The 22,795-nt window shown below is 61.1% G+C and carries 23 protein-coding genes; 7 read left to right on the top strand and 16 right to left on the bottom strand.

Going from position 1 to position 22,795, the window contains the following annotated elements:
* Positions 1–45 precede the first annotated feature (45 nt).
* The 3 genes from HBO05_RS21910 to HBO05_RS21900 are packed head-to-tail and all read left to right on the top strand — an operon-like array spanning position 46 to position 1,139.
* Positions 46–384, top strand: coding sequence for a helix-turn-helix transcriptional regulator (locus HBO05_RS21910; RefSeq protein ID WP_169957198.1), 339 nt, complete (start codon positions 46–48; stop codon positions 382–384).
* Positions 381–752, top strand: coding sequence for a hypothetical protein (locus tag HBO05_RS21905; RefSeq protein WP_057440671.1), 372 nt, complete (start codon positions 381–383; stop codon positions 750–752). Before HBO05_RS21910 ends, HBO05_RS21905 begins: the two co-directional genes overlap by 4 nt.
* A complete protein-coding gene (locus HBO05_RS21900; RefSeq protein WP_170042678.1) occupies positions 753–1,139 on the top strand; it encodes an SEL1-like repeat protein in 387 nt (128 codons plus the stop codon). It begins immediately after the preceding gene.
* Between the two features lie 17 nt (positions 1,140–1,156).
* Here the strand turns inward: HBO05_RS21900 and HBO05_RS21895 are convergent, their stop codons facing one another.
* Together HBO05_RS21895 and HBO05_RS21890 are read right to left on the bottom strand one after the other, a co-directional pair.
* Positions 1,157–2,914, bottom strand: coding sequence for a bifunctional diguanylate cyclase/phosphodiesterase (locus tag HBO05_RS21895; protein ID WP_172314044.1), 1,758 nt, complete (start codon positions 2,912–2,914; stop codon positions 1,157–1,159).
* Between the two features lie 117 nt (positions 2,915–3,031).
* A complete protein-coding gene (locus HBO05_RS21890; protein ID WP_170042679.1) occupies positions 3,032–5,113 on the bottom strand; it encodes a carboxy terminal-processing peptidase in 2,082 nt (693 codons plus the stop codon).
* 138 nt (positions 5,114–5,251) lie between these two features.
* Between HBO05_RS21890 and HBO05_RS21885 the strand changes: the two genes are divergently transcribed.
* Positions 5,252–6,214: a zinc-binding dehydrogenase gene (locus HBO05_RS21885; protein WP_172314042.1), complete on the top strand. Its 963-nt coding sequence runs from the start codon at positions 5,252–5,254 to the stop codon at positions 6,212–6,214.
* Between the two features lie 162 nt (positions 6,215–6,376).
* Here HBO05_RS21885 and HBO05_RS21880 read toward each other — a convergent pair whose 3' ends face one another.
* From HBO05_RS21880 to HBO05_RS21855, 6 genes are all read right to left on the bottom strand, one after another.
* Entirely contained in the window at positions 6,377–7,030 is a 654-nt protein-coding gene (locus HBO05_RS21880) for an HAD family hydrolase (protein WP_169952853.1), read from the bottom strand.
* Positions 7,031–7,061: 31 nt separating this feature from the next.
* Positions 7,062–8,051, bottom strand: a complete 990-nt coding sequence (locus HBO05_RS21875) for an ABC transporter ATP-binding protein (protein WP_169952851.1) — start codon at positions 8,049–8,051, stop codon at positions 7,062–7,064.
* The gene (locus tag HBO05_RS21870; RefSeq protein WP_029292823.1) at positions 8,048–8,848 is read right to left on the bottom strand and encodes an ABC transporter permease; all 801 of its coding nucleotides are present in this window, start codon (positions 8,846–8,848) and stop codon (positions 8,048–8,050) included. Before HBO05_RS21870 ends, HBO05_RS21875 begins: the two co-directional genes overlap by 4 nt.
* Positions 8,835–9,680 carry an ABC transporter permease subunit gene (locus HBO05_RS21865; RefSeq protein WP_057959030.1) on the bottom strand — a complete coding sequence of 282 codons (846 nt, stop codon included), beginning with the start codon at positions 9,678–9,680 and terminating at the stop codon, positions 8,835–8,837. The genes HBO05_RS21870 and HBO05_RS21865 overlap by 14 nt, the downstream gene beginning before the upstream one ends.
* Positions 9,677–10,483 (bottom strand): alkaline phosphatase family protein, encoded by an 807-nt coding sequence (locus HBO05_RS21860; RefSeq protein ID WP_169952847.1) that lies wholly within the window; start codon positions 10,481–10,483, stop codon positions 9,677–9,679. The genes HBO05_RS21865 and HBO05_RS21860 overlap by 4 nt, the downstream gene beginning before the upstream one ends.
* A 194-nt stretch (positions 10,484–10,677) precedes the next feature.
* Positions 10,678–11,745 (bottom strand): ABC transporter substrate-binding protein, encoded by a 1,068-nt coding sequence (locus HBO05_RS21855; protein ID WP_172314040.1) that lies wholly within the window; start codon positions 11,743–11,745, stop codon positions 10,678–10,680.
* A gap of 349 nt (positions 11,746–12,094) precedes the next feature.
* On the opposite strand from HBO05_RS21855, the gene HBO05_RS21850 reads away from it, so the two are divergent.
* Positions 12,095–12,808, top strand: a complete 714-nt coding sequence (locus HBO05_RS21850) for a UTRA domain-containing protein (RefSeq protein ID WP_172314038.1) — start codon at positions 12,095–12,097, stop codon at positions 12,806–12,808.
* Here HBO05_RS21850 and HBO05_RS21845 read toward each other — a convergent pair.
* The 7 genes from HBO05_RS21845 to minC all read right to left on the bottom strand — a co-directional run bounded on the left by HBO05_RS21845 (position 12,784) and on the right by minC (position 19,706).
* Positions 12,784–14,961 (bottom strand): mechanosensitive ion channel family protein, encoded by a 2,178-nt coding sequence (locus HBO05_RS21845; protein ID WP_172314036.1) that lies wholly within the window; start codon positions 14,959–14,961, stop codon positions 12,784–12,786. The genes HBO05_RS21850 and HBO05_RS21845 overlap by 25 nt on opposite strands.
* Positions 14,962–15,033: 72 nt before the next feature.
* Positions 15,034–15,210, bottom strand: a complete 177-nt coding sequence (locus HBO05_RS21840; RefSeq protein WP_166647837.1) for a hypothetical protein — start codon at positions 15,208–15,210, stop codon at positions 15,034–15,036.
* Between the two features lie 293 nt (positions 15,211–15,503).
* Entirely contained in the window at positions 15,504–16,793 is a 1,290-nt protein-coding gene (locus HBO05_RS21835; protein ID WP_029300406.1) for a M18 family aminopeptidase, read from the bottom strand.
* A gap of 171 nt (positions 16,794–16,964) precedes the next feature.
* Complete coding sequence (locus HBO05_RS21830) at positions 16,965–17,600, bottom strand: RluA family pseudouridine synthase (RefSeq protein ID WP_169952839.1); 636 nt, start codon at positions 17,598–17,600, stop codon at positions 16,965–16,967.
* Between the two features lie 96 nt (positions 17,601–17,696).
* Positions 17,697–17,951: a cell division topological specificity factor MinE gene (gene minE, locus HBO05_RS21825; protein WP_169952837.1), complete on the bottom strand. Its 255-nt coding sequence runs from the start codon at positions 17,949–17,951 to the stop codon at positions 17,697–17,699.
* Positions 17,952–17,954: 3 nt separating this feature from the next.
* Positions 17,955–18,767, bottom strand: a complete 813-nt coding sequence (minD, locus tag HBO05_RS21820) for a septum site-determining protein MinD (protein ID WP_169952835.1) — start codon at positions 18,765–18,767, stop codon at positions 17,955–17,957.
* Positions 18,768–18,968: 201 nt separating this feature from the next.
* The gene (gene minC, locus HBO05_RS21815; protein ID WP_038447253.1) at positions 18,969–19,706 is read right to left on the bottom strand and encodes a septum site-determining protein MinC; all 738 of its coding nucleotides are present in this window, start codon (positions 19,704–19,706) and stop codon (positions 18,969–18,971) included.
* Between the two features lie 117 nt (positions 19,707–19,823).
* Here minC and HBO05_RS21810 point away from each other — a divergent pair, with 117 nt between their 5' ends.
* Both HBO05_RS21810 and HBO05_RS21805 read left to right on the top strand, forming a co-directional pair.
* Positions 19,824–20,756 carry a lipid A biosynthesis lauroyl acyltransferase gene (locus HBO05_RS21810; RefSeq protein ID WP_169952832.1) on the top strand — a complete coding sequence of 311 codons (933 nt, stop codon included), beginning with the start codon at positions 19,824–19,826 and terminating at the stop codon, positions 20,754–20,756.
* Between the two features lie 36 nt (positions 20,757–20,792).
* Positions 20,793–21,947 carry a patatin-like phospholipase family protein gene (locus HBO05_RS21805; protein ID WP_169952830.1) on the top strand — a complete coding sequence of 385 codons (1,155 nt, stop codon included), beginning with the start codon at positions 20,793–20,795 and terminating at the stop codon, positions 21,945–21,947.
* A 61-nt stretch (positions 21,948–22,008) separates the two neighbouring features.
* Here the strand turns inward: HBO05_RS21805 and HBO05_RS21800 are convergent, their stop codons facing one another.
* Positions 22,009–22,794 carry an outer membrane protein OmpK gene (locus HBO05_RS21800; protein ID WP_169952827.1) on the bottom strand — a complete coding sequence of 262 codons (786 nt, stop codon included), beginning with the start codon at positions 22,792–22,794 and terminating at the stop codon, positions 22,009–22,011.
* Position 22,795: the final 1 nt, after the last annotated feature.

Raw genomic sequence — 22,795 nt, 5'->3', positions numbered from 1 at the left:
AGGAAAGTACTTACTTCGTAAGTGTTGTGATCCTACGGGGCAGTCATGGATATACAAATCATTTCACGGGATGGCGAACCCGAGTACGCGGTTCTGCCATGGGCTCAGTACCAGGCGCTGTTAACAGCCGCCGGCCTGCAGCAACCAGTCACTCCTGCTGCACAGATCCCTCCCGTCGCTACCGAGCAGGACCTACGCCCCCTGGCGCAATTGCGCAGCCTGCGCGAAGCCAAGGGCCTGGCGATCGAGACATTGGCCCGCACCGTCGGCATCAGCCCGTCCTACCTGGGGTTGATCGAAAGTGGCGAGCGCCAGCCGGATGCCGCGATCCGTCGCAGCCTGGCCTGGGAATTGGGGATTGCCGGTTGGAGGGATGAAATGTGAGTGTGCGCATCAGCCGTCAACATTGGGATGGGTTGCTCAATGAGCTCGACCAGGCCCGTCGCCAGCGACATCTATTGACCTACCGTGCGTTGCTCGAGCGTCTGCAGTTCCCGACGCCGGCGATGCAAACCCTGACCGCCGCGTTGGAACACCTGGCGGCCCTGGATGCCAAGGCGGATCAGCCACTGCGCAGCTCCCTGGTAATCAGCCAGGGCGCAAGCCGCTTGCCGCGCACCGGTTTTTTTGAATGTGTCGAGCGCCTCGGGCGCTTTTGCGGACCGTCCGATGGCGTTGCTGCAGCATCGTGGCATGCCTCGGAAGTGGTCCGTGTGTTCGAGTACGAATATCCTGAGTCAGCGGAGGCCTGAGTGTTCTGGAAGCTCAAAGTGTACGCCAGTTATTGGCTGGCACGCAGATTGTTTCATTGGTCATGGTTTGTGCGTCAGCCCCGCGGCTGGCACTGGCTGGAGGGTCAGTTTGCACGCATGGCCAACCTGGGCAATGTCGAGGCCCAAAGTTTCTATGGGCATATCCTGACCTTTCGCGGCCTGGGCATTGGCGCGCGGGAGGAGGGCGTGCGCTTGCTGCGCCTGGCGGGTCAGGCGGGGGATGGCAAGGCGGCCTATCAAGTGGGCGTGCTGAGCCTGGCAGGCAGCCTGGGCAAGGCTCCGGACCCTGTAGAAGCGGCACGCTGGTGGACTATCGCCGCCAAGGCCGGGCATCCGCTGGCGCAGATACGCCTGGAGCAGTTGTAAGGACCGACTTGTCGGCCTTACAGGATTTCGCGGCTATCGATGAGGTGGATGCTGTAGCCGGCCACGTCCTTGGCGTGATGCTTGGCCTGGGAGGCCAGTTCCGCCAACTGGCTGGCATCCAGGTGCCCACAGCTCAATGGATGCAGATGCACCACACCGATGGACAGCGACAGCAAGGCAAACTCCTGGCGCACCCCCTGGCGATTCAGGGCGATAAAACAGCCCGCATCCAAGTGTTCACTGCGGTAGAAGCGCCGGCACTGGGTCTGGAAATCATCCACCAGTTGGTTGAGACGCTTGCGCCAGTCCTGGGCGCCCAGCACCAGTAAAAAATCATCGCCGCCAATATGCCCGACAAAATCACGGCTGGGGTCTACCCGGTCGTTCAAGCATTGCGCCAGGCACAGCAATACTTCATCGCCACGGCCATAGCCGTAGATATCGTTGAATGGCTTGAAGCTGTCGATATCCACATAGCAAATCACCGATTCGCGCTGCTGCTGCAACAGCCGTGTCAGGCACTGCTGGATCGGCACATTGCCCGGCAGCAGGGTCAGCGGGTTGGCGTAGCGCGCCTGTTGGATTTTCAGTTCGGTAATCAGCTTGAGCACGTCGATTACCCGGCCCAATCCCAGGTAGTTGCCATTCTGGGTGATGATGAAATCTTCTTCGATACGCTGCCGCGCGCGGCTGGTCAGCAGGCGGCTGACCTGTTGCAACGACTGGCTCAGTTCCACGGCCAGGAAGTCATCGCTCATCAGGCGGCTGATAGGCTTGCGCGCAAACAGATCGGTGGCAAACGGCTTGAGCAGGACGTCGGACAACGAGTGCCGATGCACGATACCAATCGGCTGGCCGCGCCCATCCAGGACCGCCAGGGAGTTGAGATTGGCCTGGCTGCGAAACGCTTCCAGCACTTTGGTCGTGGCGGTGTCCTGGGCCACGGCCGGTTGTTCGTTGAGCAGGGCGCTGAGGTCACTGGCGTCCTCGTTGAGCGAAACGCTGGTGCTGTCGGGCTTGGCCAGCATCAACCGGGCTTCGGTCGGTGGATGCTCCTGGGGACGGCACAGCAGGTAGCCCTGGATCAGGTCCACGCCCATTTCCGTGAGCACCGCCAACTCTTCCGGCAGCTCGATGCCTTCGGCAATCACCTGCGCGCGCGAAGCCCTGGCGATCTGCAGGATCGAACCGACAAACTCGCGCTTGAGCGCATCCTGGTGAATGCCATCGATAAAATGCCGGTCGATCTTCACGTAGTCCGGGCGCAATTCTGACCACAGGCGCAAGCTGGAATAACCGGCGCCCAAGTCATCCAGGGCAATCGAAAAACCCATGTCACGGTAATGGTGCAGGGCGGTTTGCAACAGCTGGAAGTCGTCGGTCGGCGCTTGCTCCGTGAGTTCGATCACGATCTGGCTGGGCGCGATTCCATACTCGCGCAGCATATGCAGGGTGCGGCCCGGTTGGTGGGTGGTTTCCAGCAGGGACTCGGGCGAGACGTTGAGAAACAGCTTGCCCGGCAGCTTCTGCTCGCTGAAGCGCCTACAGGCACTTTGCCGGCAGGCCATCTCCAGCTCATTCAGGCGCCCGGCCTGGCGCGCCACGCCAAACAAGGCGAGGGGCGAGTGCAGCGGGCTGTTGGAGGGGCCGCGGCTCAGGGCTTCATAGCCGAGGATGCGACGTTCGCAGAGGCTGACGATGGGTTGGAACAGGCTGTGCAAACTGCCCTGGGCCAGGATGGAGGCCAGGGCATTCAGCTGTTCGGTCATGGTCATGATGATCTCGGTCGAAAAAAAGGACCGGGTGCCTGGGGCGCCCGGTCCTTCATTTCACGACAGAATGATGTCTGTTTGATGACGCTCAGTGGAGCGGCAACATTAAATCGCCATCATTTACTGCTTGGCCACCGTCTTACTGATTTTCAGGTAGTCCAGCAGAATCCGCCCGGTTTCGCTCAGGTAGGCATCATCTTCCGGCTTGGTCTTTTCAGGTTCGGTCGGCAGTGCGTCTTCGTCTTCTTTCTTCAGCTCCTTGAGCGGGTCTTCACCCTTGGCCTTGCGGCGGATGTTTTCCAGGGCAAGTTGCTGGTTCTCGATATCGGTGTGCTGCGCGCGGCGGTCCACTTCATTGAGGCTCACGGTCTTCTCGGCCATCAGCTTCTTGGCCAGGGCCAGCTTGTCGCGGATAAACACGAACTCGGCGTCCTTGGCGGAGCGCAGGTCATGTTCGGTCTTGAGCTGGGCCAGGTAGGGCTTGAACGGGTCCGATGCAGGCTTGATGGCCGGGCGGATGGTGTCCCACGGCATGGCTTCTGGCAGGGCGCTTTCGCCGATTTCCTTGGTGTCGATGAGCGACGGGAAATCGATGTCCGGGAGTACGCCCTGGTGCTGGGTGCTCTGCCCGGAAACCCGGTAGAACTTGGCCAGGGTCAGCTTCAGCTCGCCATGGTTGAGTGGCTGGATCGTCTGCACCGTGCCTTTGCCGAAGGTCTGGCCACCGATGATCAACGCGCGGTGGTAGTCCTGCATCGCACCGGCAAAAATCTCCGAGGCCGAAGCCGAGAGACGGTTGACCAGCAATGCCATCGGGCCTTTGTAGAAGGCGCCCGGGTTTTCGTCTTCCAGCACATCCACGCGGCCGTCAGCGTTGCGCACCAACACGGTCGGGCCCTTGTCGATAAACAGGCTGGTCAGCTCGGTGGCCTCCTGCAACGAGCCGCCACCGTTGTTGCGCAGGTCGATGACCACGCCGTCGACTTTCTCTTTGGTCAGCTCGGTGAGGATTTTCTTCACGTCGCGGGTGGTGCTCTTGTAGTCCGGATCGCCAGCACGGAAGGCCTTGAAGTCCAGGTAGAACGCCGGGATCTCAATGACGCCCAGCTTGTAGTCCTTGCCATCCTGCTTGAGGTTGAGGACTTTCTTCTGCACGGCCTGGTCTTCGAGCTTCACCGCTTCGCGGGTGATCGACACGATCTTGCTGGTCTGGTCGTTCGGCGCGTTGGTGTGCGGAATCACTTCCAGGCGCACCACGCTGCCCTTGGGCCCACGGATCAGCTTGACCACTTCGTCCAGGCGCCAGCCGACCACGTCGACCATCTCTTTGTCGGCCTGGGCCACGCCAATGATCTTGTCGGCCGGAGCGACCTGCTTGGTCTTGTCCGCAGGACCCGCTGGCACCAGGCGTACGATCTTGACCTGGTCGTTGTCGCTCTGCAGCACGGCACCGATCCCTTCGAGGGACAGACTCATGTTGATATCAAAATTTTCCGCGTTATCTGGCGACAGATAATTGGTGTGCGGATCGTAGGACATCGCGAAGGTGTTGATGTAGGCCTGGAAGATATCTTCGGCGCGGGTCTGTTCCAGGCGGCTCAATTGGTTCTTGTAGCGCTTGGTCAGCAATTCCTGGATCGCCTTGGGCTCTTTGCCGGCGATCTTCAGGCGCAGGACTTCATCCTTGACGCGTTTGCGCCACAGGTCATCCAGGGCGGCGGTGCTGGTCAGCCACGGGGCCTCCTTGCGATCCACCAGCAGGGTTTCCTTCTGGGTGAAGTCGAGCTTGTCGACGCCTTTGTTCAACTCACCGAGGGCGAAGTCCAGACGCGCTTTGACACGGTCCAGGTAACGCTTGTAGATGGTGAAGCCAGGTTGCAGGTCGCCACTCTTGAGAAAGTCGTCGAACTGGGTCTTCCATTTGTCGAACTCAGCGATATCGCTGGCCAGGAAGTAGCTGCGCGAGGGATCCAGCAGCTTGAGATAGCTGTCATAGATGATCACCGAGCGCGCATCGTCCAGCGGCGGCTTGCTGTAATGGTGGCGCTTGAGCAACTCGACGACGTTAAGGCTGGCAATCACCTCATCGCGATCAGGCTGAAGTTTGTCCCAGCTGTTGGCTGCGAACGTATTGGTCGACAGCGGCAACAGGCCGAGACCAATGAAAAGAGCGAGGGCGGTGCTGGGGAACAAATGCTTCATGCTGATTCGACGCGGGGGCAATTGATAACGCATATTAGGCCGTCTTTGAAGTCGCCGGTTCCATTTGGGCCGGTCGCATAATGCAAAAAGCCCGGCGCTACAGCAACGGGCTCAGTCCAGACTCACTATGGAGGCACTGTGAAAGCATTGCAAGGCGTTGAAGGTCATGTGGAGTGGGTTGAGACCCCAAGTCCTACGTGCGATGTAGGGCAAGTTCGCATTCGGGTGGCAGCAGCCGGCCTCAATCGAGCGGATTTATTACAGCGTGCAGGGCTCTATCCTCCACCGCCCGGGGCCAGCGAAGTGCTGGGCCTGGAGTGTTCCGGGGTGATCAGCGAAGTCGGCGCTGGCTCGTCCTGGCAAGTGGGGGATCGGGTCTGTGCGCTGTTGGCGGGCGGTGGCATGGCGCAGGAAGTGGTGGTGGACGCGCGCCACGTGCTGCCGGTACCAGAAGGTTTGTCCCTGGCCGAAGCCGCTGCGTTGCCCGAGGTGTACAGCACTGCCTGGCTCAACCTGTTCCAACTGGCGGCGCTCAAGCCCGGGGAAAAGGTGCTGTTGCATGCGGGCGCCAGTGGCGTCGGTTCGGCAGCGATCCAGCTGTGTAAAGCCTTTGGCAGCCCGTGCTGGGTCAGCGTCGGCTCGGTGGACCGCCTGGCCTACTGCGAAGACCTCGGCGCCCAGGGCGGTGTGGTACGTACCGACGGCATCGAGAGCCTGGGGGATTTTGGCCCGTTCGACGTGATTCTCGACCCGGTGGGCGGCAACTATGCAGCCATTAACCTCAAGCTGCTGGCCCGCGACGGTCGCTGGGTATTGATCGGCTTGATGGGCGGGCGTGAAGCCCAGTTGGACCTGGCGCAGGTGCTGGCCAAGCGTGTGCAAGTGCTGGGCTCGACCTTGCGCAGCCGCGATGACCAGTTCAAGGCAGACCTTTTGAGCGACCTGGGCCAGCAGGTATGGCCGTTGTTTGGCGAAGGGCGACTGAGCCCGCAGTTGGCCAAGACCTTCCCGATCAAGGACGCGGAAGCGGCGTTTGCGCAGCTTTCGACCAACCAGATTTCCGGGAAGCTGGTGCTGGTGATCGACGAAAGCCTGGCTTGAGGCCAATCCAGGGTTGAAATGCAGCCCAAGGTGGGAGCGGGGCTTGCTTGCGATAGCGGTGTGTCAGTAACAGACCTTAACCTGATACTCCGCTATCGCAGGCAAGCCAGCTCCCACATTAGCTCCCCCATTGGATTGGGTTTCAACGCCAAAAGTGGGCCTTCAGGTCCACTGGTGGATCGGCCAGCCGGCCTGTTCGGCATGGGCGCGCAACACCGGATCGGGGTTTACCACCTGCGGGAAATCGACCTTGCTCAGCAGCGGCAGGTCATTACGCGAATCCGAGTAGAAGTACGCCCCTTCCAGGCTTTCACCTTCCTGTTCAAGCCATTGCATCAAGCGGGTGATCTTGCCTTCGCGGTACGTCAGTACACCCACGGTCTTGCCGCTGTACACCCCGTGGGCCACGTCCAGTTCAATCCCCAGTACTTCATCGATGCCAATGCGCGCCGCAATCGGCGTGACCAGGTGCGTGCCCGAGGCCGAGATCACCAGGATCCGGTCACCGTTCTGGCGGTGGCGGGCGATGGTCTTGGTCGCGTCGCTGTAGATCAGCGGCTCGATAACATCTTCCACCCACGGCTCCACCAGGTGCGCGACTTCTTCCGGAGTGCGCCCGATCATCGGTTCCAGGCTGAAGTCCATGAACTCTTCCATGGCCAACTCGCCGCGGCTGTAGGCGGACATCAGTTCGTGGTTCTTGCCCATGAACGATTCGCGGTCCACCCAGCCCAGGCGGCCCATCTGCTCGCTCCACAAGGTGGCGCAATCGCCGTGGATCAGGGTGTCGTCCAGATCAAAAATTACCAAAGCCATCAGTCATGCTTCCTTAATAAACACTGCATCCTCAGGCTACCTCACACAGCGCACTGGGATCGATGGAAAGTGCCAGGCGTTGCCCGTCTGGGTGCAGATCCTGGGCCGAGCGGTTGAGTACGTCCACCACCAATTCGATGCCCCGGGCTTCGACGCGATAGCGAATCACATTGCCCAACAGGCTGTGGCTGCGTACCAGCGCATCAAGCTCGCCGCTGTGGTTCAGTTCGATGGACTCAGGACGGATCGCAATACGGCTGCTGACCGGACGTTGCAACAGCGTGCTGGCCTGCTCGGCGTCCAGCAGGTTGTAGTTGCCGATAAAACCGGCAGCGAAGGCGTCCACGGGGGCGGTGTAGAGGGTTTCGGCGTCGCCGCTCTGCACGATCTTGCCCTGGTTCATCAGGAAGATGCGGTCGGACATGACCAGGGCTTCCTCCTGGTCATGGGTCACAAAAATCGTGGTCAGGCCCAATTCTCGCTGGATCTGGCGGATCTGTTCGCGCAGGTGTTTGCGAATCCGCGCATCCAGTGCCGACAGCGGCTCATCGAGCAGCAGCAGGCGCGGCCGGGTGACCAGGGAGCGGGCGAGGGCTACGCGCTGGCACTGGCCGCCAGACATCTGGTGCGGATAGCGCCCGGCCAGGTCCTTGAGTTCGACCAGTTGCAGCACCTCCTGGACGCGCTTGTGGCTGTCATCGGCGTTGACCTTCTGCATGCGCAGGCCGAAGGCGACGTTCTGTTCCACAGTCATGTTGGGGAACAGCGCGTAGCTCTGGAACACCATGCCGATGTGACGCTTCTGCGGGCTCAGCGGCACGATATCCTGGCCGTCCAGCAGGATCTGCCCGCTGTCCACCGGCGTCAGGCCGGCGATGCAGCGCAGCAGCGTGGACTTGCCGCAACCGGACGGGCCCAGAAGGGTGACGAATTCGCCCTTGGCGATCTGGCAATTGATATCACTGAACACCGGGGTGGCGGCGTAGCTTTTTTGCAGGTGCTGGACGCTGACGAAGCTCATTGGCTTTTGTCCTTGTTCAAGAGGTTGGCGGCCCAGGTGAGCAGCAGCACGAAAAGGAAATAGGAAATGACCACGGCGCTGGTGAAATGCCCGCTGCTGTTGCGCATGTTGTTGAGGTAGACCTGCAAGGTCTCGTAGCGCGTACCGACGAGGATATTGGCGAACACAAACTCGCCGAACAGGAACGAGAACGACAGCAGCAACGCGACCATCAGGCCCTTGCGCAGGTTGGGCAGCACCACCAGGATTGCCGCCTGCCAGGTGCTGGCGCCAAGCAACTGGGCGGCGTCCATCAGGTCCCGCAGGTTGATCGCCTGCAGGTTGTTGGTGATCGCGCGGTACATGAACGGCAGCGCCACGGTGAAGTAGCAGCCGATCAGGATCCACGGCGTGCCGACCATCGCCAGCGGCCCCGAGCCATACAATTGCAACAGGCCTACCGATGACACCACTGGCGGCACCGCGAAGGGCAGCAGGATCAGGATGTTCATCAGCGCATCGAGCCTGGGGAAGTGGTAATGCACCACGAACAGCAGCGGCAGGATCAGCACCACCGACAGGATCAGCGCGCCGACGCATACCAGCAGCGATTGGCCAAAGGCATGCAAAAAGCGCGGGTCGCTCCACAACTGCACATACCACTTGAAGGTAAAGCCGGCGGGCAGGATGGTGGCCGACCAACTGCTGGCGAGGGAGTACACCAGGGTGCCAATCAGCGGCAGCACGAGGATCGCGAACAGCAGGTACACCACTACGCGATGATAGAGGGCGACGGGGCTGGCTTCAGCGCGAGACATGGTAGCTCCTCTTGAGCAGCAGTTGATGGACCACGGTGACCACGGTCATCAGCGCCACCAGGATCACGGCCAGGGCGCTGGCCATGTTCGGGTCCAGGGAAATATCACCGGAAACCATCGCCGCGATGCGGATCGGCAGTACGTTGAAGTTGCCGGTAGTCAACGCATACACCGTGGCATAGGCGCCCAGGGCATTGGCCACGAGGATCACGAAGGTGCCCAGCAGCGCCGGCGTCAGCACCGGCAGGCCGATGTGCCGCCAGTACTGCCAGCCATTGGCCCCCAGCAGTGCTGCGGACTCGCGCCAGTCTTCACGCAGGGCATCGAAGGCCGGGTACAGCAGCAACACGCCCAGGGGGATCTGGAAATAGGTGTACAGGATGATCAGGCCGGTCTTGGAGTACAGGTTGAAGTCCTGAATGATCCCGGCCTGCTTGAGCATGATGGTGATGCTGCCGTTGAACCCCAGCAGGATGATGAAGGCAAAGGCCAGGGGCACACCGGAGAAGTTGCTGGTCATGTTGGCGAAGGCGGTGACGAAGTTGCGCAGCGGCGAATCCACCTTGCGCAACGAGTAGCTGCCCAGCACGGCGATGATGATGCCGAAGACGCTGGAATAGAAACTCAGCTCCAGGCTGTACTGGATTGCCTGCAGGTAGAACTTCGAACTGAAGATCTTGCTGAAGTTGGCCAGGCCCCAGCCGAACTCTTCCGATTGCAGGCTGTTGACCATCACCCAGAACAGCGGCGCGATCTGGAACACGATAAAAAACAGGGCGAAAGGCACCAGGCACAAGGCGGCCAGCCATTTACCACGGATCACTGAACTCACTTCAACAGCTCCTGGCAGACAGGTTTGTCGTGGGCAACGCCAAGCAGGGCGCAGACGGTGCCGCAGATATCGGTTTGCCTGGGCTGGGCCTCGGGCTCGAGGCTGAAGGCATCCCCGAAAACGAACAGCGGTACTTCGCGCTCCTCCGGCAGCAGGCCGTTGTGGGAGCGGTCGTTGTTCATGCCGTGGTCGGCGGTGACCAGCACCTGGTAGCCGGTGTCGAGCCAGCCTTGCAGATAGTCGGCGAGGATAATGTCCGCCGAGCGGGCGCTGTTACGGTATTGCGCGGTGTCGAGGCCGTACTTGTGGCCGGCGTCGTCGATATTCATCGGGTGTACCAGCAAAAAGTTCGGCGCGTGCTTGAGGCGCAGGCTTTCGGCATCGGCAAACAGGTGGGCGTCGGGGTAATGATCGCTCCAGTAGAAGTGCCCGTGCTGGATCGCCAGTGCCGGGTCGTCGGTATGCCGGTCGCGGGCGGCGATGAACGGCGAGCGGTTGTACAGCTCGCTGACCCAATGGTAGGCCGCCGCCGCAGTGGTCAAGCCCGCGTCGGTGGCGTAATGGAAAATGCTGCGCTGGTTGGACAGGCGCGAGACGTGGTTGTGGACGATACCGCTGTCGATCGGCGGCACTCCAGTGAGGATGCATTCGTACAGCGGGCGCGAGAGGGCGGGCAATTCGCATTCCAGCTTGTACAGCGCTGCACGCTCGGCGCCGACGTAGGCCTGCAGGTGCCCCATGGCATGCCGGGCAACCTCGTAGTTGAGGCCGTCGAGCACCACAAGGATGACGTTGTGCTTCATAGTTGCTCCGCAACAGTAAACAGCGATATGTCTGGAGGAACAGGGTCAAAATTGTGGGAGCGGGCTTGCTCGCGATAGCGGTCTATCAGTAACAGATGTGTTGGCTGACACACCGCTATCGCGAGCAAGCCCGCTCCCACACAAGCCCGCTGCCACATTGGATCTCCGGTGGATTTCCAATGTGGGTGTTGGGCTTATTGCATGTTGATGATGACTTCTTCCTGCCACTTCTGCGGCAAGCCCTTGGAGGTCTTCTCCCAGGCATCGGCGTCTTTGATCGGGGTCACGCCTTTGTACTGTTCGTTAGGCAGCAGCTTGGCCTGTACTTCGGCGGGTAGGGTCAGGTGCTCGGCACGAATCGGCCGTGCATTGCCCTTGGCCAGGTTGATCTGCCCGGCATCGCTGAAGATGTACTCGCGGGTCAGCTTGGCGGCGTTGGGGTGCTTGGCGTATTTGTTGATGATGGTGGTGTAGCCGGAAATCACCGAGCCATCCGATGGGATCAGCACCACGTAGTCATCCGGGTTGGCCATCTTGGCCTTGTAGCTCAGGCCGTTGAAGTCCCAGACCACGCCCACTTCCACTTCGCCTTTTTCCATGGTGGCAATGGTCGGGTTGGCCAGGGAGATACGCCCCTGCTTGGCGATCTCGGCGAACATCAGCAACGCCGGCTGGATGTTCTTCTCGTCGCCACCATTGGCCAGGGCTGCCGCCAGCACGCCATTGGCGGCCTGGGCGGCGGTGCTCACGTCACCAATCGAGACCTTGTACTTGCCGGTTTTCAGGTCAGACCACTTGGTCGGGACTTCGGAGCCGTGCAGCAGCTTTTTGTTGACGATAAACGCGATGGTGCCGGTGTAGGCCAGTGCCCAGTTGCCATCCTTGTCCTTGGCCCAATCCGGGATCTGCTCCCAGGTGCTGGGCTTGTAGGGTTGGGTCACGCCCTGCTTGACCGCAATCGGCCCGAAGGCGGCGCCCACGTCACCGATATCGGCGCTGGCGTTGTCTTTTTCTGCGGCGAACTTGGCGATTTCCTGGGCCGAGCTCATGTCGGTGTCAATGTGCTTGAGGCCGTACTTGGCCGCCAGGTCTTCCCAGGTGCCTCTCCAGTTGGCCCAGTCATTGGGCATGCCGACGCTGTTCACAGCGCCTTCTGCCTTGGCGGCAGCTTCCAGGGTTTTCAAATCGGTGTCAGCGGCCATGGCGGCGGTGCACATGGCAATGGTCGAGCCTAACAGTGATGCCAGGAAAAGCTGTTTCATCCGAAGCTCCTTTGGGCGTTTTCAACGCTGGGATTTTTTGATGGCGCGGTTGGTTTGGTCTAGGTCAGCAATACACGAGCCAATTTAGGCGCGCTGGATGACAGTTTCATGTCGATGTCGTTTTCAAGGCACCTGGGCAGGCGCCTGCCGGGTAAGCGTAGACCAAGGCCTGGCCCCCGTAATACCTGGACTTGGCCGGCGTATTGCAGGGTGTGTGAGGCAGCGGCGCAAGGCGCTGTCATCTGTCGGTCATGTGTGATGCCTAGGCTTGCACGCTATAGCCGCCGCCCATTCCAGGGGCATTTGGCGCACCCAAACAGTGCTGGCCTAGTCCAGATAGGTAACGTTGATGCGTGATGAGGCAACCAAAGCGGTGACAGCCATCGGCCTGGCGCTGCAAGAGCAGATCAGCCACGGTTTGCTCAGCCCGGCGAGCAAATTGCCGGCCGAGCGCAAACTCAGTGAGTTGTTTGGTACCACCCGCATTACCGTGCGCGAAGCCTTGTTGCAACTGGAGGCCCAGGGCCAGATCTACCGCGAGGAACGCCGTGGCTGGTTCGTCTCGCCGCCCCGGCTGGCCTACAACCTGATGCAGCGCAGCCACTTCCACGCCATGGTCAGCGCCCAGGGGCGGGAGCCTTCTACCGAAGTTATTTCCGCGCGCCTGCAACCGGCTTCGGCCGCCGTTTGCGCATGGCTACAACTGCCGGCGCTGTCCAGTGTGATCCAGATCTGCCGCCGGCGGCGTATCGATGGGCGGTTGGTGTTGTATGTCGAGCACTACCTCAACCCCCAGTATTTTCCAGGGATCCTGGCGTGTGACCTGAACGAGTCGATGACCGAGTTGTACGCCCGCAAATACGACCTGCATTACGGGCGCGTACGCTTCGAAATTGTGCCGACCTCATTGCAGGTGGAAGCGGCAGCGGCCCTGAAGGTCTCGGCAGGCAGCCCCGGGCTGCGGATCGCCCGGGTCAATTACGATCAGCATCAGCGCCTGATCGATTGCGACCTGGAGTTCTGGCGCCATGATGCGATTCACGTCGGGGTCGATGTGACCTGAGCGTCCTGCGGCCCACTCGCCGCCGTCACCACCTGCACACTCAAGCGCGGCATTGCCAGGTCCATTCCGGCCTCATCCAGGTGGCGCTTGAGCGACAGGTTGAACGCCCGTGACACTTCCCACTGTTTGATCGGCGCAGTCTTGAAGCGCGCGCGCAGGATGGCGTTGCCGGACTCGAAGCTCTCCACACCCTGGAACTCCAGGGGCGACCAGATATTGCGGCGTTGCAGCGGGTCGGCGCGCATCTTTTGACCGACGTCGCGCATCAGCTTGATCGCGGTGTCGATGTCCATGCTGGCGGGCACCGCGACGCGGAAAATCGCATAGCCGAATTCCCGCGAGTAGTTCTTGATGCTCTTGATCTCGCTGAACGGGATGGTGTGCACGATGCCGTCGATATCGCGCAGGCGCACGGTGCGGATGGTCAGGCCTTCGACGGTACCGAGGTGGCCGCCGACGTCCACGTAGTCATCGATGGCCAGGGAGTCTTCGATGATGATGAACAGGCCGGTGATCAAGTCCGCCACCAGCGACTGCGCGCCAAAACCGATAGCCAGGCCGATCACACCGGCACCGGCCAGCAGCGGCGTGACGTTCATGCCCATGTTCGCCAGGGCGACGATGGCGGCGATGATAAAGATCGTCACGAACAGCACGTTGCGGATCAACGGCATCATGGTTTGCGCCCGCGCATTGGCCAGGCCTTTGCGCGAGCGGGTGAGGGCGTGGTGGATCGCGGTATCGCTAAGGATCCAGATCAGCCAGGCGAATAGTAGGGTGCCCGCGAGGCCGAACAGCTTGACGCTGATTTCATGCCCGTCGCCTTCGGTAAAGCGGATCAGCGACCAGCCCCAGACCCGCAGGCCCAGTTCGATGAACACCAGCCACACCACCAGGTGGGCGAGGGTATAGACGAAGCTTTTCAGGCGTTCGGAATACAGCGCATGGCGCTTGTGCCCGCGTTGGGGCTTGAGGGCATGGCGGCGTACCAGGCCGTTGATCACCATGCACAGCACCAGCAACACCGTGCACAGCAGTGACTGGCGCAAGGCGGTGCTGGTATCGCCGGCCGACACGAAGGTGGCAAACAGCGAGATACCCACGAGCAGCAGCGCAGGCAGGTACCAGAAGGTGCCGATGATCTCGATGGTGTCGCTCAACGCGCGGCGGGTCAGGCGCCGGGACAGTGGCTGGTTGCGGATCAGATGTGCGATGGGCCGGCGAAAGCGCAGGATAAACACGCCGGTAGACAGCGCAGCCAGCACATTGGCGATGGTCGCGGCGCTGTGCGCCAGGTGGGTGCCCAGGGCTTCGGTCAGGCGCGGATCGCTCAAGGCCTCGCCGAAGGCGGCGAAGCTGCCGATCAGCCACAGCGGCCGAAATGCCTGGTGGCGCAGGATATATAGCGCCCGATGGCGGTGGGGGCCGTCGAGCACGGAAAAGGCAATGACGCAGATCGCCGAAAAGCACGTGCCGACCACCAGCGCGTACGCCAGCACCATCGCCAGGGACTTGCCCAGGGACGAGGGCAGGGCGTAACTGAGGTAGACGGTGATCACCAGGGCGATCAGCCAGGGCCCAAGTTTGCGCAGGGCAAAACGCAGCATGTCCCAGGTCTTGGGATGTTGCGGCAATTCTTCACTGAGGCCAAAGCGCAGGCGCACCCGGTGGCTGAGCCAGATCAGCGCGGCGGCCAACAGGCTCCAGAGCATCAGCACTACGGCAAAGCCAAAGATGATCGGCAGCCATTCGCTGGCGGGCAGCATCAATGCGCCCAGCTCGGCCTTGGCCTGGTCGAACTCGATGGACCAGCGGTTGAGCGGGCTGTCGGCGCCGGACAGTTGTTGTTCGAGGCTGGCCAGGGTGCCACCGATCAAGCCCAGCACCCCTTGCTCGGCCGCCGGCTGGGCTTTTTTCGTGGCTTCGCGCAGTTTTTTCAGGTCGGCCAGCAGCTTGGCGCGCTGCTGGTCGTTTTCCAGGTTCTTGATCACCTCGTCCAGGGACTGCCCCAGCGGTACGTCGGCTTGTGGCTGGGCTTTGCTGGTACTGCCCAGGATGCCTGGCAGGCCGACCGCCTGGGCAGGGGCGATGGGCAACAGGATCAGCAGGCAAAGGAGCAGGCAGTATGGCAGGGCAAACAGACGGGCAAGCACGAGGCGGTCAACCTTGGAAACGACAGATCGACCGAGTGTACGAGGGCGCTATGCCCAATGCGAGTGCATTTGTTATTCGGCCAGTTTCGCGAGGATCCGGTAGACGATGGTGCCGAGGATCAGCAGCATGCCGACCCACATGCCAAACACACCAAGGTTCTTGTCGCGGAAGTTGAAGCCAACGGCCAGCAGGATCATGCCAGTGAGGATGGGGATAAGCATGGCGTGGAAGGCGGACATCGGGATCATGGTGGGGACGGCCTTGTCGTTGAGGGATGATGGTCAGTCTAGGCTGGATTGGCGCGGGGTGCCTTGATGTGTGTCAGATAGCGCCGCAGTGCGCTGGGAATCGCCATCGCGGGCAAGCCCTAATGCCGTTCAGTTAAGCGCAGATCCCCGGTGGGAGCGGGCTTGCTCGCGAAAGCGGTGGGTCAGTCAACATCAATGTTTGCTGGGCGGACGTCTTCGCGAGCAAGCCCGCTCCCACATTTGATCTTCGCTGCTTTGAGAACTGATCGGCATTAGGGCAAGCGCCGCCCTGCTCAGGGCAGGTCGCGGCTCGCATAAAACGCACTCAGCACCTTCACCAGATGCGCCAAATCGTGGCTGCCGCACAGTTCACGAATCGAATGCATGGCGAATGTCGGCAGGCCGATATCTACGGTGCGCACGCCCAGGTGGCTGGCGGTGATCGGGCCGATGGTCGAGCCACAGCCCATGTCACTGCGCACCACGAAGCTCTGTACCGGCACTTCTTCGGCCATGCACAGGTGGCGGAAGAATCCGGCGGTTTCGCTGTTGGTGGCGTAGCGCTGGTTGCTGTTGACCTTGATCACCGGGCCGGCATTGAGTTTCGGGCCATGGTTGGCGTCGTGCTTGTCGGCGTAGTTGGGGTGGATGCCGTGGGCATTGTCGGCAGACACCAGCAGCGACTTCTGAATGGCCCGTACGAACTCGTCACCTTCAGGCAGCAGACGACGCAGGGTCTGCTCCAGCATCGGCCCGTCGGCACCACAGGCCGAACAGGAGCCGACTTCTTCGTGGTCGGTACACACCAGCACGCAGGTTTCGTCGGTTTCACTGGTGAGCAGGGCTTGCAGGCCGGCGTAGCAAGACAGCAGGTTGTCCAGGCGGGCGCCGGCGATAAAGTCGCCATGCAGGCCAATCACCGCTGCGCCTTGGGTGTCGTAGAAACTCAGCTCGTAGTCGAGCACCACATCAGCATTCAACCCATGTTCGCGGGCCAGTTGGTCGGTGAGTACGGCGCGGAAGTCCACGCGCTCATCGCCGGCAAACTGCGCGAGGATCGGCGGCAGCTCGGTCTGGGCATTGATCGCCCAGCCTTGATTGGCTTCACGGTTCAGGTGGATGGCCAGGTTGGGGATGATGGCAATCGGCAGCTTGAAATCGATCAACTGACTTTCGACCTTGCCGTCACGCCGAAACGTCACGCGGCCGGCCAGGGACAGGTCACGGTCGAACCACGGTGCCAGCAGCGCGCCGCCGTAGACTTCCACGCCCAGTTGCCAGAAGCCCTGGCGTTGCAGCTCAGGTTGCGGCTTGACCCGCAGGCACGGGCTGTCGGTATGGGCGCCGACCAGGCGGATGCCGTCGTGCAGGGGCGACTGGCGGCCCATCTTGAAGGCGATGATCGAGGAGTCGTTGCGGGTCACGTAGTAGCGACCGTTGGCCTCGGTGGTCCAGGTCTCGCGTTCGTCGAGGCGCTGGAAACCGGCGGCTTCCAGGCGTTGGGCCAGGGCCGCAGTGGCATGAAAGGGGGTGGGAGAGGCCTTGAGGAAGTCGATCAGGCCTTGGTTCAACGCTTCGCGCATAAGTAGCTCCAGACAGCAATGGCGCGAGTTTACCGTCCGATGTGATAAGTGCACAGAACAAATGTGGGAGCGGGCTTGCTCGCGAATGCGGTGTGGCAGTCGCGCAATAAGCTAACTGATCCACCCCATTCGCGAGCAAGCCGGCTCCCACATTTTAATTGCGTTTACCGATTAGAACGGCGCAGGGCACTCGAACCGCAGGCGCTCGCCGCTTTGCGGGTGGGTGAAGCTCAACATGCTCGCGTGCAGGCACAGCCGTGGCCAGGCGGCGAGGGCCTGTTCGTGGGCATACAGGCCATCACCGAGCAGCGGGTGGCCGATGGACAGCATATGCACCCGCAGTTGGTGCGAGCGCCCGGTAATCGGCGTCAGTTCCACCCGGCACCAATCCCCGCAACGCTCCAAGACTTTCCAGAAAGTCAGCGCATGCTTGCCGAACTCGTGGTCCACCACATGCCGCGGCTTGGTCGGTGGGTCATAGCGCAGCGGCAGGTCGATGCTGCCGCTGTCCAGTTCCGGCTGGCCCCAGCACAAGGCGGTGTAGGCCTTTTCGGTTTCGCGGTCGTGAAACTGGCGCGACAGTTCGCGGTGGCTGTCGGCATCCCTGGCCAGCAGGATGATTCCCGACGTTTCCCAGTCCAGGCGATGAACGATACGCGCCTCTGGGTAACCGTTTTCCTGCAGGCGGGTGATCAGGCAGTCCTTGTTGTCGTCGGCGCGACCTGGCACCGACAGCAACAGGGTAGGCTTGTTCACCACCAGGACAGCGTCATCCTGGTGAAGGATATGGATATTGGACAACGGCATTAAACAGCCTCGTAACAAACGCCAACGGCGGCTCGGCCACCCGGTTCCCCAAAGGGGATCAAGGTGACGGAGCCGCCGTGGCGACCGCCTGTTCGATCAACGATCAGGCAGGGTGATATTGAGTTCCAGAATCGAGCAGCTGCCGTCGTTTTCCAGGGCGACATGCACGTCATCGTTGCCGATATTGACGTACTTGCGGATCACCTCCACCAGTTCCTTCTGCAAGGCTGGCAGGTAGTCCGGGGTGCTGCGTTGGCCGCGTTCGTGCGCCACGATGATCTGTAGACGCTCTTTCGCTACCGACGCCGTGCTAGGTTTTTTGGTTGAGCGAAAGAAGTCAAAAATACTCATTGTTCAATTGCCTCCAAACAGGCGTGCCAAGAATCCTTTCTTCTCGACAGCAAGGAACCGATGGGCAACTTCTTTGCCCAGCAAGCGATCGACTGCATCGCTATAGGCTTGGCCGGCATCACTTTGGTCATCAAGAATGACCGGTACGCCTTGGTTTGAAGCTTTCAGTACCGCTTGAGACTCAGGAATCACCCCCAGCAAGCGAATGGCGAGGATTTCCTCGACGTCCTCAACGCCAAGCATTTCGCCGCTCTGGACGCGCTCGGGGTTGTAGCGGGTCAGGAGCAGGTGTTCCTTGATTGCGTCTTCGCCTTTTTCGGCGCGGCGAGACTTGCTCGACAGCAGGCCGATCATGCGGTCGGAGTCGCGTACCGACGACACCTCGGGATTGGTCACCACAATCGCTTCATCGGCGAAGTGCATGGCCAGTTGGGCGCCTTTCTCGATACCTGCTGGAGAGTCGCAGATAACAAACTCAAATTGCTCTTTGAGGTCCATCAGGACTTTTTCAACGCCTTCCAGGGTCAAGGCGTCCTTGTCCCGGGTTTGGCTAGCGGCGAGAACATAAAGGTTCTCCAGGCGCTTGTCCTTGATCAGTGCTTGTTGCAGGGTTGCTTCGCCGTTGACCACGTTGACGAAGTCGTACACCACGCGGCGTTCGCAGCCCATGATCAGGTCGAGGTTACGCAAACCGACGTCGAAGTCGACGATGACTGTCTTGTGGCCGCGCAGAGCGAGGCCGGTACCGATAGCGGCGCTGGTGGTGGTCTTACCCACACCACCCTTGCCGGATGTAACCACGAGAATCTTGGCCAAGGTGTTTCACCCCTAAGGAAAAAGGACCTCTCAGTCCCTGAAAAACATCTCTTGAAACTCGCTGCAGGCGGACAGCCTTCGTAGGAAAAAGATGTGCCTCCCGTAAGGGAAACGCCAACTTTCAATTATTCCTACGCAAGTCTTGCCGGTTTCGCTGTGCTATCAGAGTCCAGAGATGCTTGGAAAATGCGGCAGTATCCGTTAAAGACGGATGATGTTCAACACATCGCCCGACAGGCTGACTTGTACCCCGGCCCCCCACAGCGGATCACGGCGCAAATCTTCCGAAACCTTGTACTGGCCGGCGATGGATACCAGCTCAGCGCTCAATTGCTGGCAGAAAATCCTTGCCTTGGTATCGCCCTTGACCCCAGCCAGTGCCCGACCGCGCATGGGGCCGTATACATGGATGTTGCCATCGGCGAGAAGTTCCGCGCCGGGACTGACCGGGGCGACCACTACCAGGTCGCCGCCCTGGGCGTAAATCTGCTGCCCGCCGCGTACGGGGGAGGTGATGATCCTTGTAGGCTTGATCGTCGGCTCTGGCGGTTTTTCCGGTTTTTTCTTCACTTCGCCTTCCACCGGGTCGAGCACACGCTCGCGGGCGCCGGACGGTGGCAGTACTGGCAGTTCAATGGCGATGGCTGCCGCAATGTCTTCGATACGGCTGGCGCGAATGGCCAGGGTGCGCAGGCCATGCTGGCGGCAAACGCGCATCAGCCCGGGCAGGTCAACCGCGCCCTGGCCGGCCGGCAATTTGTCCAGGGCCAGCACCAGCGGCGCGTTGTTGAAGAAATTCGGGGCCAGGGCAACCTTGGCAGCGAGCTGGCGGTCCAGGGCATCAAGGTCGTTACGGGCCAGTTCCAGCACAGTAATGGCGAGCATGCTGCCTTTGAGCTGGAAGACGGGATCTTGGTCTAGCGATTCGGTTTGGCTCATGGTCGGCAAAGCGGCTTGTCACGAAAAGTGTCGAGACTTATAACGAGAACAACCGCTAGCCGCAAGCCGGGTCGAACCGTTGTAGAATGCGCGGCCCTGTCTTTACCGGAATCTGTAATGGATCGCCCGCGTTTTCGAGCTGTATTTTTTCACCCGCGTTTCTGGCTCCTGTGGCTGGGGCTCGGCCTGCTATGGCTGATCACTCAGTTGCCATACCGGGTGCTGCTGGGAATTGGTCGTGTGCTGGGTGCGTTTATGTACCGGGTGGCCGGTGAGCGCCGGCGCATTGCTGCGCGAAACCTGGAACTGTGCTTCCCGCACCTGTCTGCCCAGGAGCGTAAACATTTGCTCAAGGAAAACTTTGCCTCCACTGGCATCGCCTTCTTTGAGATGGCCATGAGCTGGTGGTGGTCCAAACAGCGCCTGGCGCGCCTGGCCCACGTCGAAGGGCTGGAGCACCTCAAGCAGGCGCAACTGGAAGGCAAGGGCGTGATCCTCATGGCCCTGCATTTCACCACCCTGGAGATCGGCGCGGCCTTGCTGGGCCAAAAGCACACCATCGATGGCATGTACCGTGAGCACGGCAACCCGTTGTTCGACTTTATCCAGCGCCGGGGCCGCGAGCGCCACAACCTTGATTCCCTGGCGGTCGAGCGCGAAGACGTGCGCGGCATGCTCAAGCTGCTGCGCGCCGGCCGGGCGATCTGGTACGCGCCGGACCAGGACTACGGCGCCAAGCAGAGCATTTTCGTGCCGTTGTTCGGCATCCAGGCCGCTACCGTTACCGCCACCAGCAAGTTCGCGCGCCTGGGCAAGGCGTTGGTGGTGCCATTTACCCAGCAGCGCCTGGCCGATGGCAGCGGCTACCGCATGGTGATTCATCCGCCGTTGCGCGACTTCCCCGGCGAATCCGACGAAGTCGATTGCCTGCGCATCAACCAATGGGTGGAAACCGCGGTACGCGAGTGCCCCGAGCAATACCTGTGGGCCCATCGCCGCTTCAAGAGCCGGCCACCGGGCGAACCCAAGTTGTACGAAAAACGCCGCTGAACAAACGGATTTCCCCGCAGCCCATGGAGTTATGCAATGCGCCCAACTGAACCGGTCACAGGCTTGATTCTTTCCGGCGGTGGGGCGCGTGCGGCGTATCAGGTGGGGGTACTGGCGGCGATTGCCGAATTGTTGCCGCCGGGGGCTGCCAATCCTTTTCCGGTGATTGTCGGCACCTCGGCCGGGGCGATCAATGCGGTGAGCCTGGCCAGTGGCGCCATGGATTTTGGCGCCGCCATCGCCCGCCTTACGGCGTTCTGGCAGGGCTTTCGCAGCCACTTGGTGTTGCGCAGCGATTGGCCGGGGGTGATTCACCAGGCCACTCGCTTCCTGGCCCGCAGCCTGCTGGGGCTGGGGGCACCGGTGCCGGTGGCGCTGCTCGACAGTTCGCCTTTGCGCGAATTGCTGCAAGAGAAGCTGCACTTCGAAGGCATCAACGAGGCCATCCGCAACAAACACCTGCATGCCGTCGCGGTAACGGCGTTTGGCTATGAGTCGGGGCAAGCGGTGACGTTCTATCAGGGCGGCGGCACCATCGACGCCTGGCTGCGCCACCGGCGCATTGGCCTGCCCACGCAGTTGACCGTGGAGCACCTGCTGGCCAGTTCGGCGATCCCGTTGCTGTTCGCACCGGTCAAACTCGACCAGGAATATTTTGGCGATGGCGCCGTCCGGCAATCGGCGCCCATCAGCCCGGCGTTGCACCTGGGGGCCAGCCGGGTGCTGGTGGTGGGGGTCAGTGGCAACCCGCGCTCCATCGACCCTTCGGCGCCGCAGCAACGCACCTATACCGGCCAGGAGCCGACCCTGGCGCAGATCGGTGGGCATATGCTCAACAGCACGTTCATTGACAGCCTTGAGAGTGATATCGAGTTGCTGGAGCGCCTCAACCAGTTCGCCCATCTGCAACCGGCCGACAGCGCCGCGCGCGGGCTTTCGCCGGTCGAAGTGTTGGTGATTGCACCGAGCCAGCCCATCGACGAGATCGCCGCCCGCCATCGCCAGGAGCTGCCGGCGGCACTGCGTTTGTTTTTGCGTGGGCCAGGGGCGACCAAGACCAGCGGGGCGGGGGTGCTCAGCTATCTGTTGTTCGAGGCGGGGTATTGCAGCGAGTTGATCGAGTTGGGGCGACGGGATGCGTTGGCCAAGCGCGAGGAGTTGCAACGGTTCCTGGGCCTGACCCCGAACTGAATCTGGGAGCGGGCTTGTGTGGGAGCGGGCAAGCCCGCTCCCACAGGGGGCGTGTTGGGCCTTAGAAGTGGTACTTGACCAGCAGGCTGGCCGTATCCTGGTTGGTCTCGAACGCGCCGCTGTCCTGGATCCCGTACTTGTTCTTCCAGTAGTCGTATTCAAAACCGACATACAACTGCTTGGCGCCCCAGTTCATGGCCTTGCCCAAGTCATATTTGACCTGCGGGTTGAAGTGCAAGTTGGCGTGATAAGTGCCACGGGCGTTTTTGTCGTTATCCACCACCCAGTCCATGAAGCCGTCGATCAGCACGTCGGAGTTGCCCACGGGAATGGTGTACGACCATACCGGCGTGATCTGCCATACACCGTCACCGGGGCGATTGCCTTCGGTCTGGCGCTGGTAGAAGTTCAACTGGAAGTAGTCGAAGCCCGGGATGTTCAGGTCGAATGCCGGGCCTACCAGGTAGGACTCGTTGTCGCCTTCGCCGAACTCGTAGGTGAACGCCAGTAATACATCTTTGATCGGTCCGAAGGACAAGTCTTTATCGAAGATCTTGCCAAACGACAGCCGTGGGCTGAACTCGCCGTAGTAAGTATTAGGGCCGACGTTGCCGTCTTCCTTGCCGTTGTAAAAGATACGGTCGAGGAAGAAGAAGTTGTCGCCGTACTTCCACGCATCGGCATGTTCAAAGGTGACGGTTTGCTGGATCTCTGGGTTGACTTTGAAGTTCTTGCCCCACAGGTAAGTCAGGCTGTTGTTCTGCCACTGCAGCAGGTCACCCGCCATTGCCTGGCCCCCGGCCAGCAGGGATCCGGCCAACATCAGGCTGTTCACGGTACGTTTCATT

Origin of the sequence: Pseudomonas sp. WS 5079 (assembly GCF_012985465.1) — a bacterium.
In the GTDB taxonomy this organism is placed as follows: Bacteria; Pseudomonadota; Gammaproteobacteria; order Pseudomonadales; family Pseudomonadaceae; genus Aquipseudomonas.
The sequence above is the reverse complement of the archived record's forward strand: the minus strand, read 5'-3'. Positions and strand labels throughout refer to the sequence as shown.

Coding starts and splice junctions, on each gene's coding strand:
- HBO05_RS21910 (WP_169957198.1), top strand. CDS start 46: ATGGATATACAAATCATTTCACGGGATGGCGAACCCGAGTACGCGGTT.
- HBO05_RS21895 (WP_172314044.1), bottom strand. CDS start 2,914: ATGACCATGACCGAACAGCTGAATGCCCTGGCCTCCATCCTGGCCCAG.
- HBO05_RS21890 (WP_170042679.1), bottom strand. CDS start 5,113: ATGAAGCATTTGTTCCCCAGCACCGCCCTCGCTCTTTTCATTGGTCTC.
- HBO05_RS21880 (WP_169952853.1), bottom strand. CDS start 7,030: ATGGCTTTGGTAATTTTTGATCTGGACGACACCCTGATCCACGGCGAT.
- HBO05_RS21875 (WP_169952851.1), bottom strand. CDS start 8,051: ATGAGCTTCGTCAGCGTCCAGCACCTGCAAAAAAGCTACGCCGCCACC.
- HBO05_RS21870 (WP_029292823.1), bottom strand. CDS start 8,848: ATGTCTCGCGCTGAAGCCAGCCCCGTCGCCCTCTATCATCGCGTAGTG.
- HBO05_RS21860 (WP_169952847.1), bottom strand. CDS start 10,483: ATGAAGCACAACGTCATCCTTGTGGTGCTCGACGGCCTCAACTACGAG.
- HBO05_RS21855 (WP_172314040.1), bottom strand. CDS start 11,745: ATGAAACAGCTTTTCCTGGCATCACTGTTAGGCTCGACCATTGCCATG.
- HBO05_RS21850 (WP_172314038.1), top strand. CDS start 12,095: ATGCGTGATGAGGCAACCAAAGCGGTGACAGCCATCGGCCTGGCGCTG.
- HBO05_RS21840 (WP_166647837.1), bottom strand. CDS start 15,210: ATGATCCCGATGTCCGCCTTCCACGCCATGCTTATCCCCATCCTCACT.
- HBO05_RS21835 (WP_029300406.1), bottom strand. CDS start 16,793: ATGCGCGAAGCGTTGAACCAAGGCCTGATCGACTTCCTCAAGGCCTCT.
- HBO05_RS21830 (WP_169952839.1), bottom strand. CDS start 17,600: ATGCCGTTGTCCAATATCCATATCCTTCACCAGGATGACGCTGTCCTG.
- minE (WP_169952837.1), bottom strand. CDS start 17,951: ATGAGTATTTTTGACTTCTTTCGCTCAACCAAAAAACCTAGCACGGCG.
- minC (WP_038447253.1), bottom strand. CDS start 19,706: ATGAGCCAAACCGAATCGCTAGACCAAGATCCCGTCTTCCAGCTCAAA.
- HBO05_RS21810 (WP_169952832.1), top strand. CDS start 19,824: ATGGATCGCCCGCGTTTTCGAGCTGTATTTTTTCACCCGCGTTTCTGG.
- HBO05_RS21805 (WP_169952830.1), top strand. CDS start 20,793: ATGCGCCCAACTGAACCGGTCACAGGCTTGATTCTTTCCGGCGGTGGG.
- HBO05_RS21800 (WP_169952827.1), bottom strand. CDS start 22,794: ATGAAACGTACCGTGAACAGCCTGATGTTGGCCGGATCCCTGCTGGCC.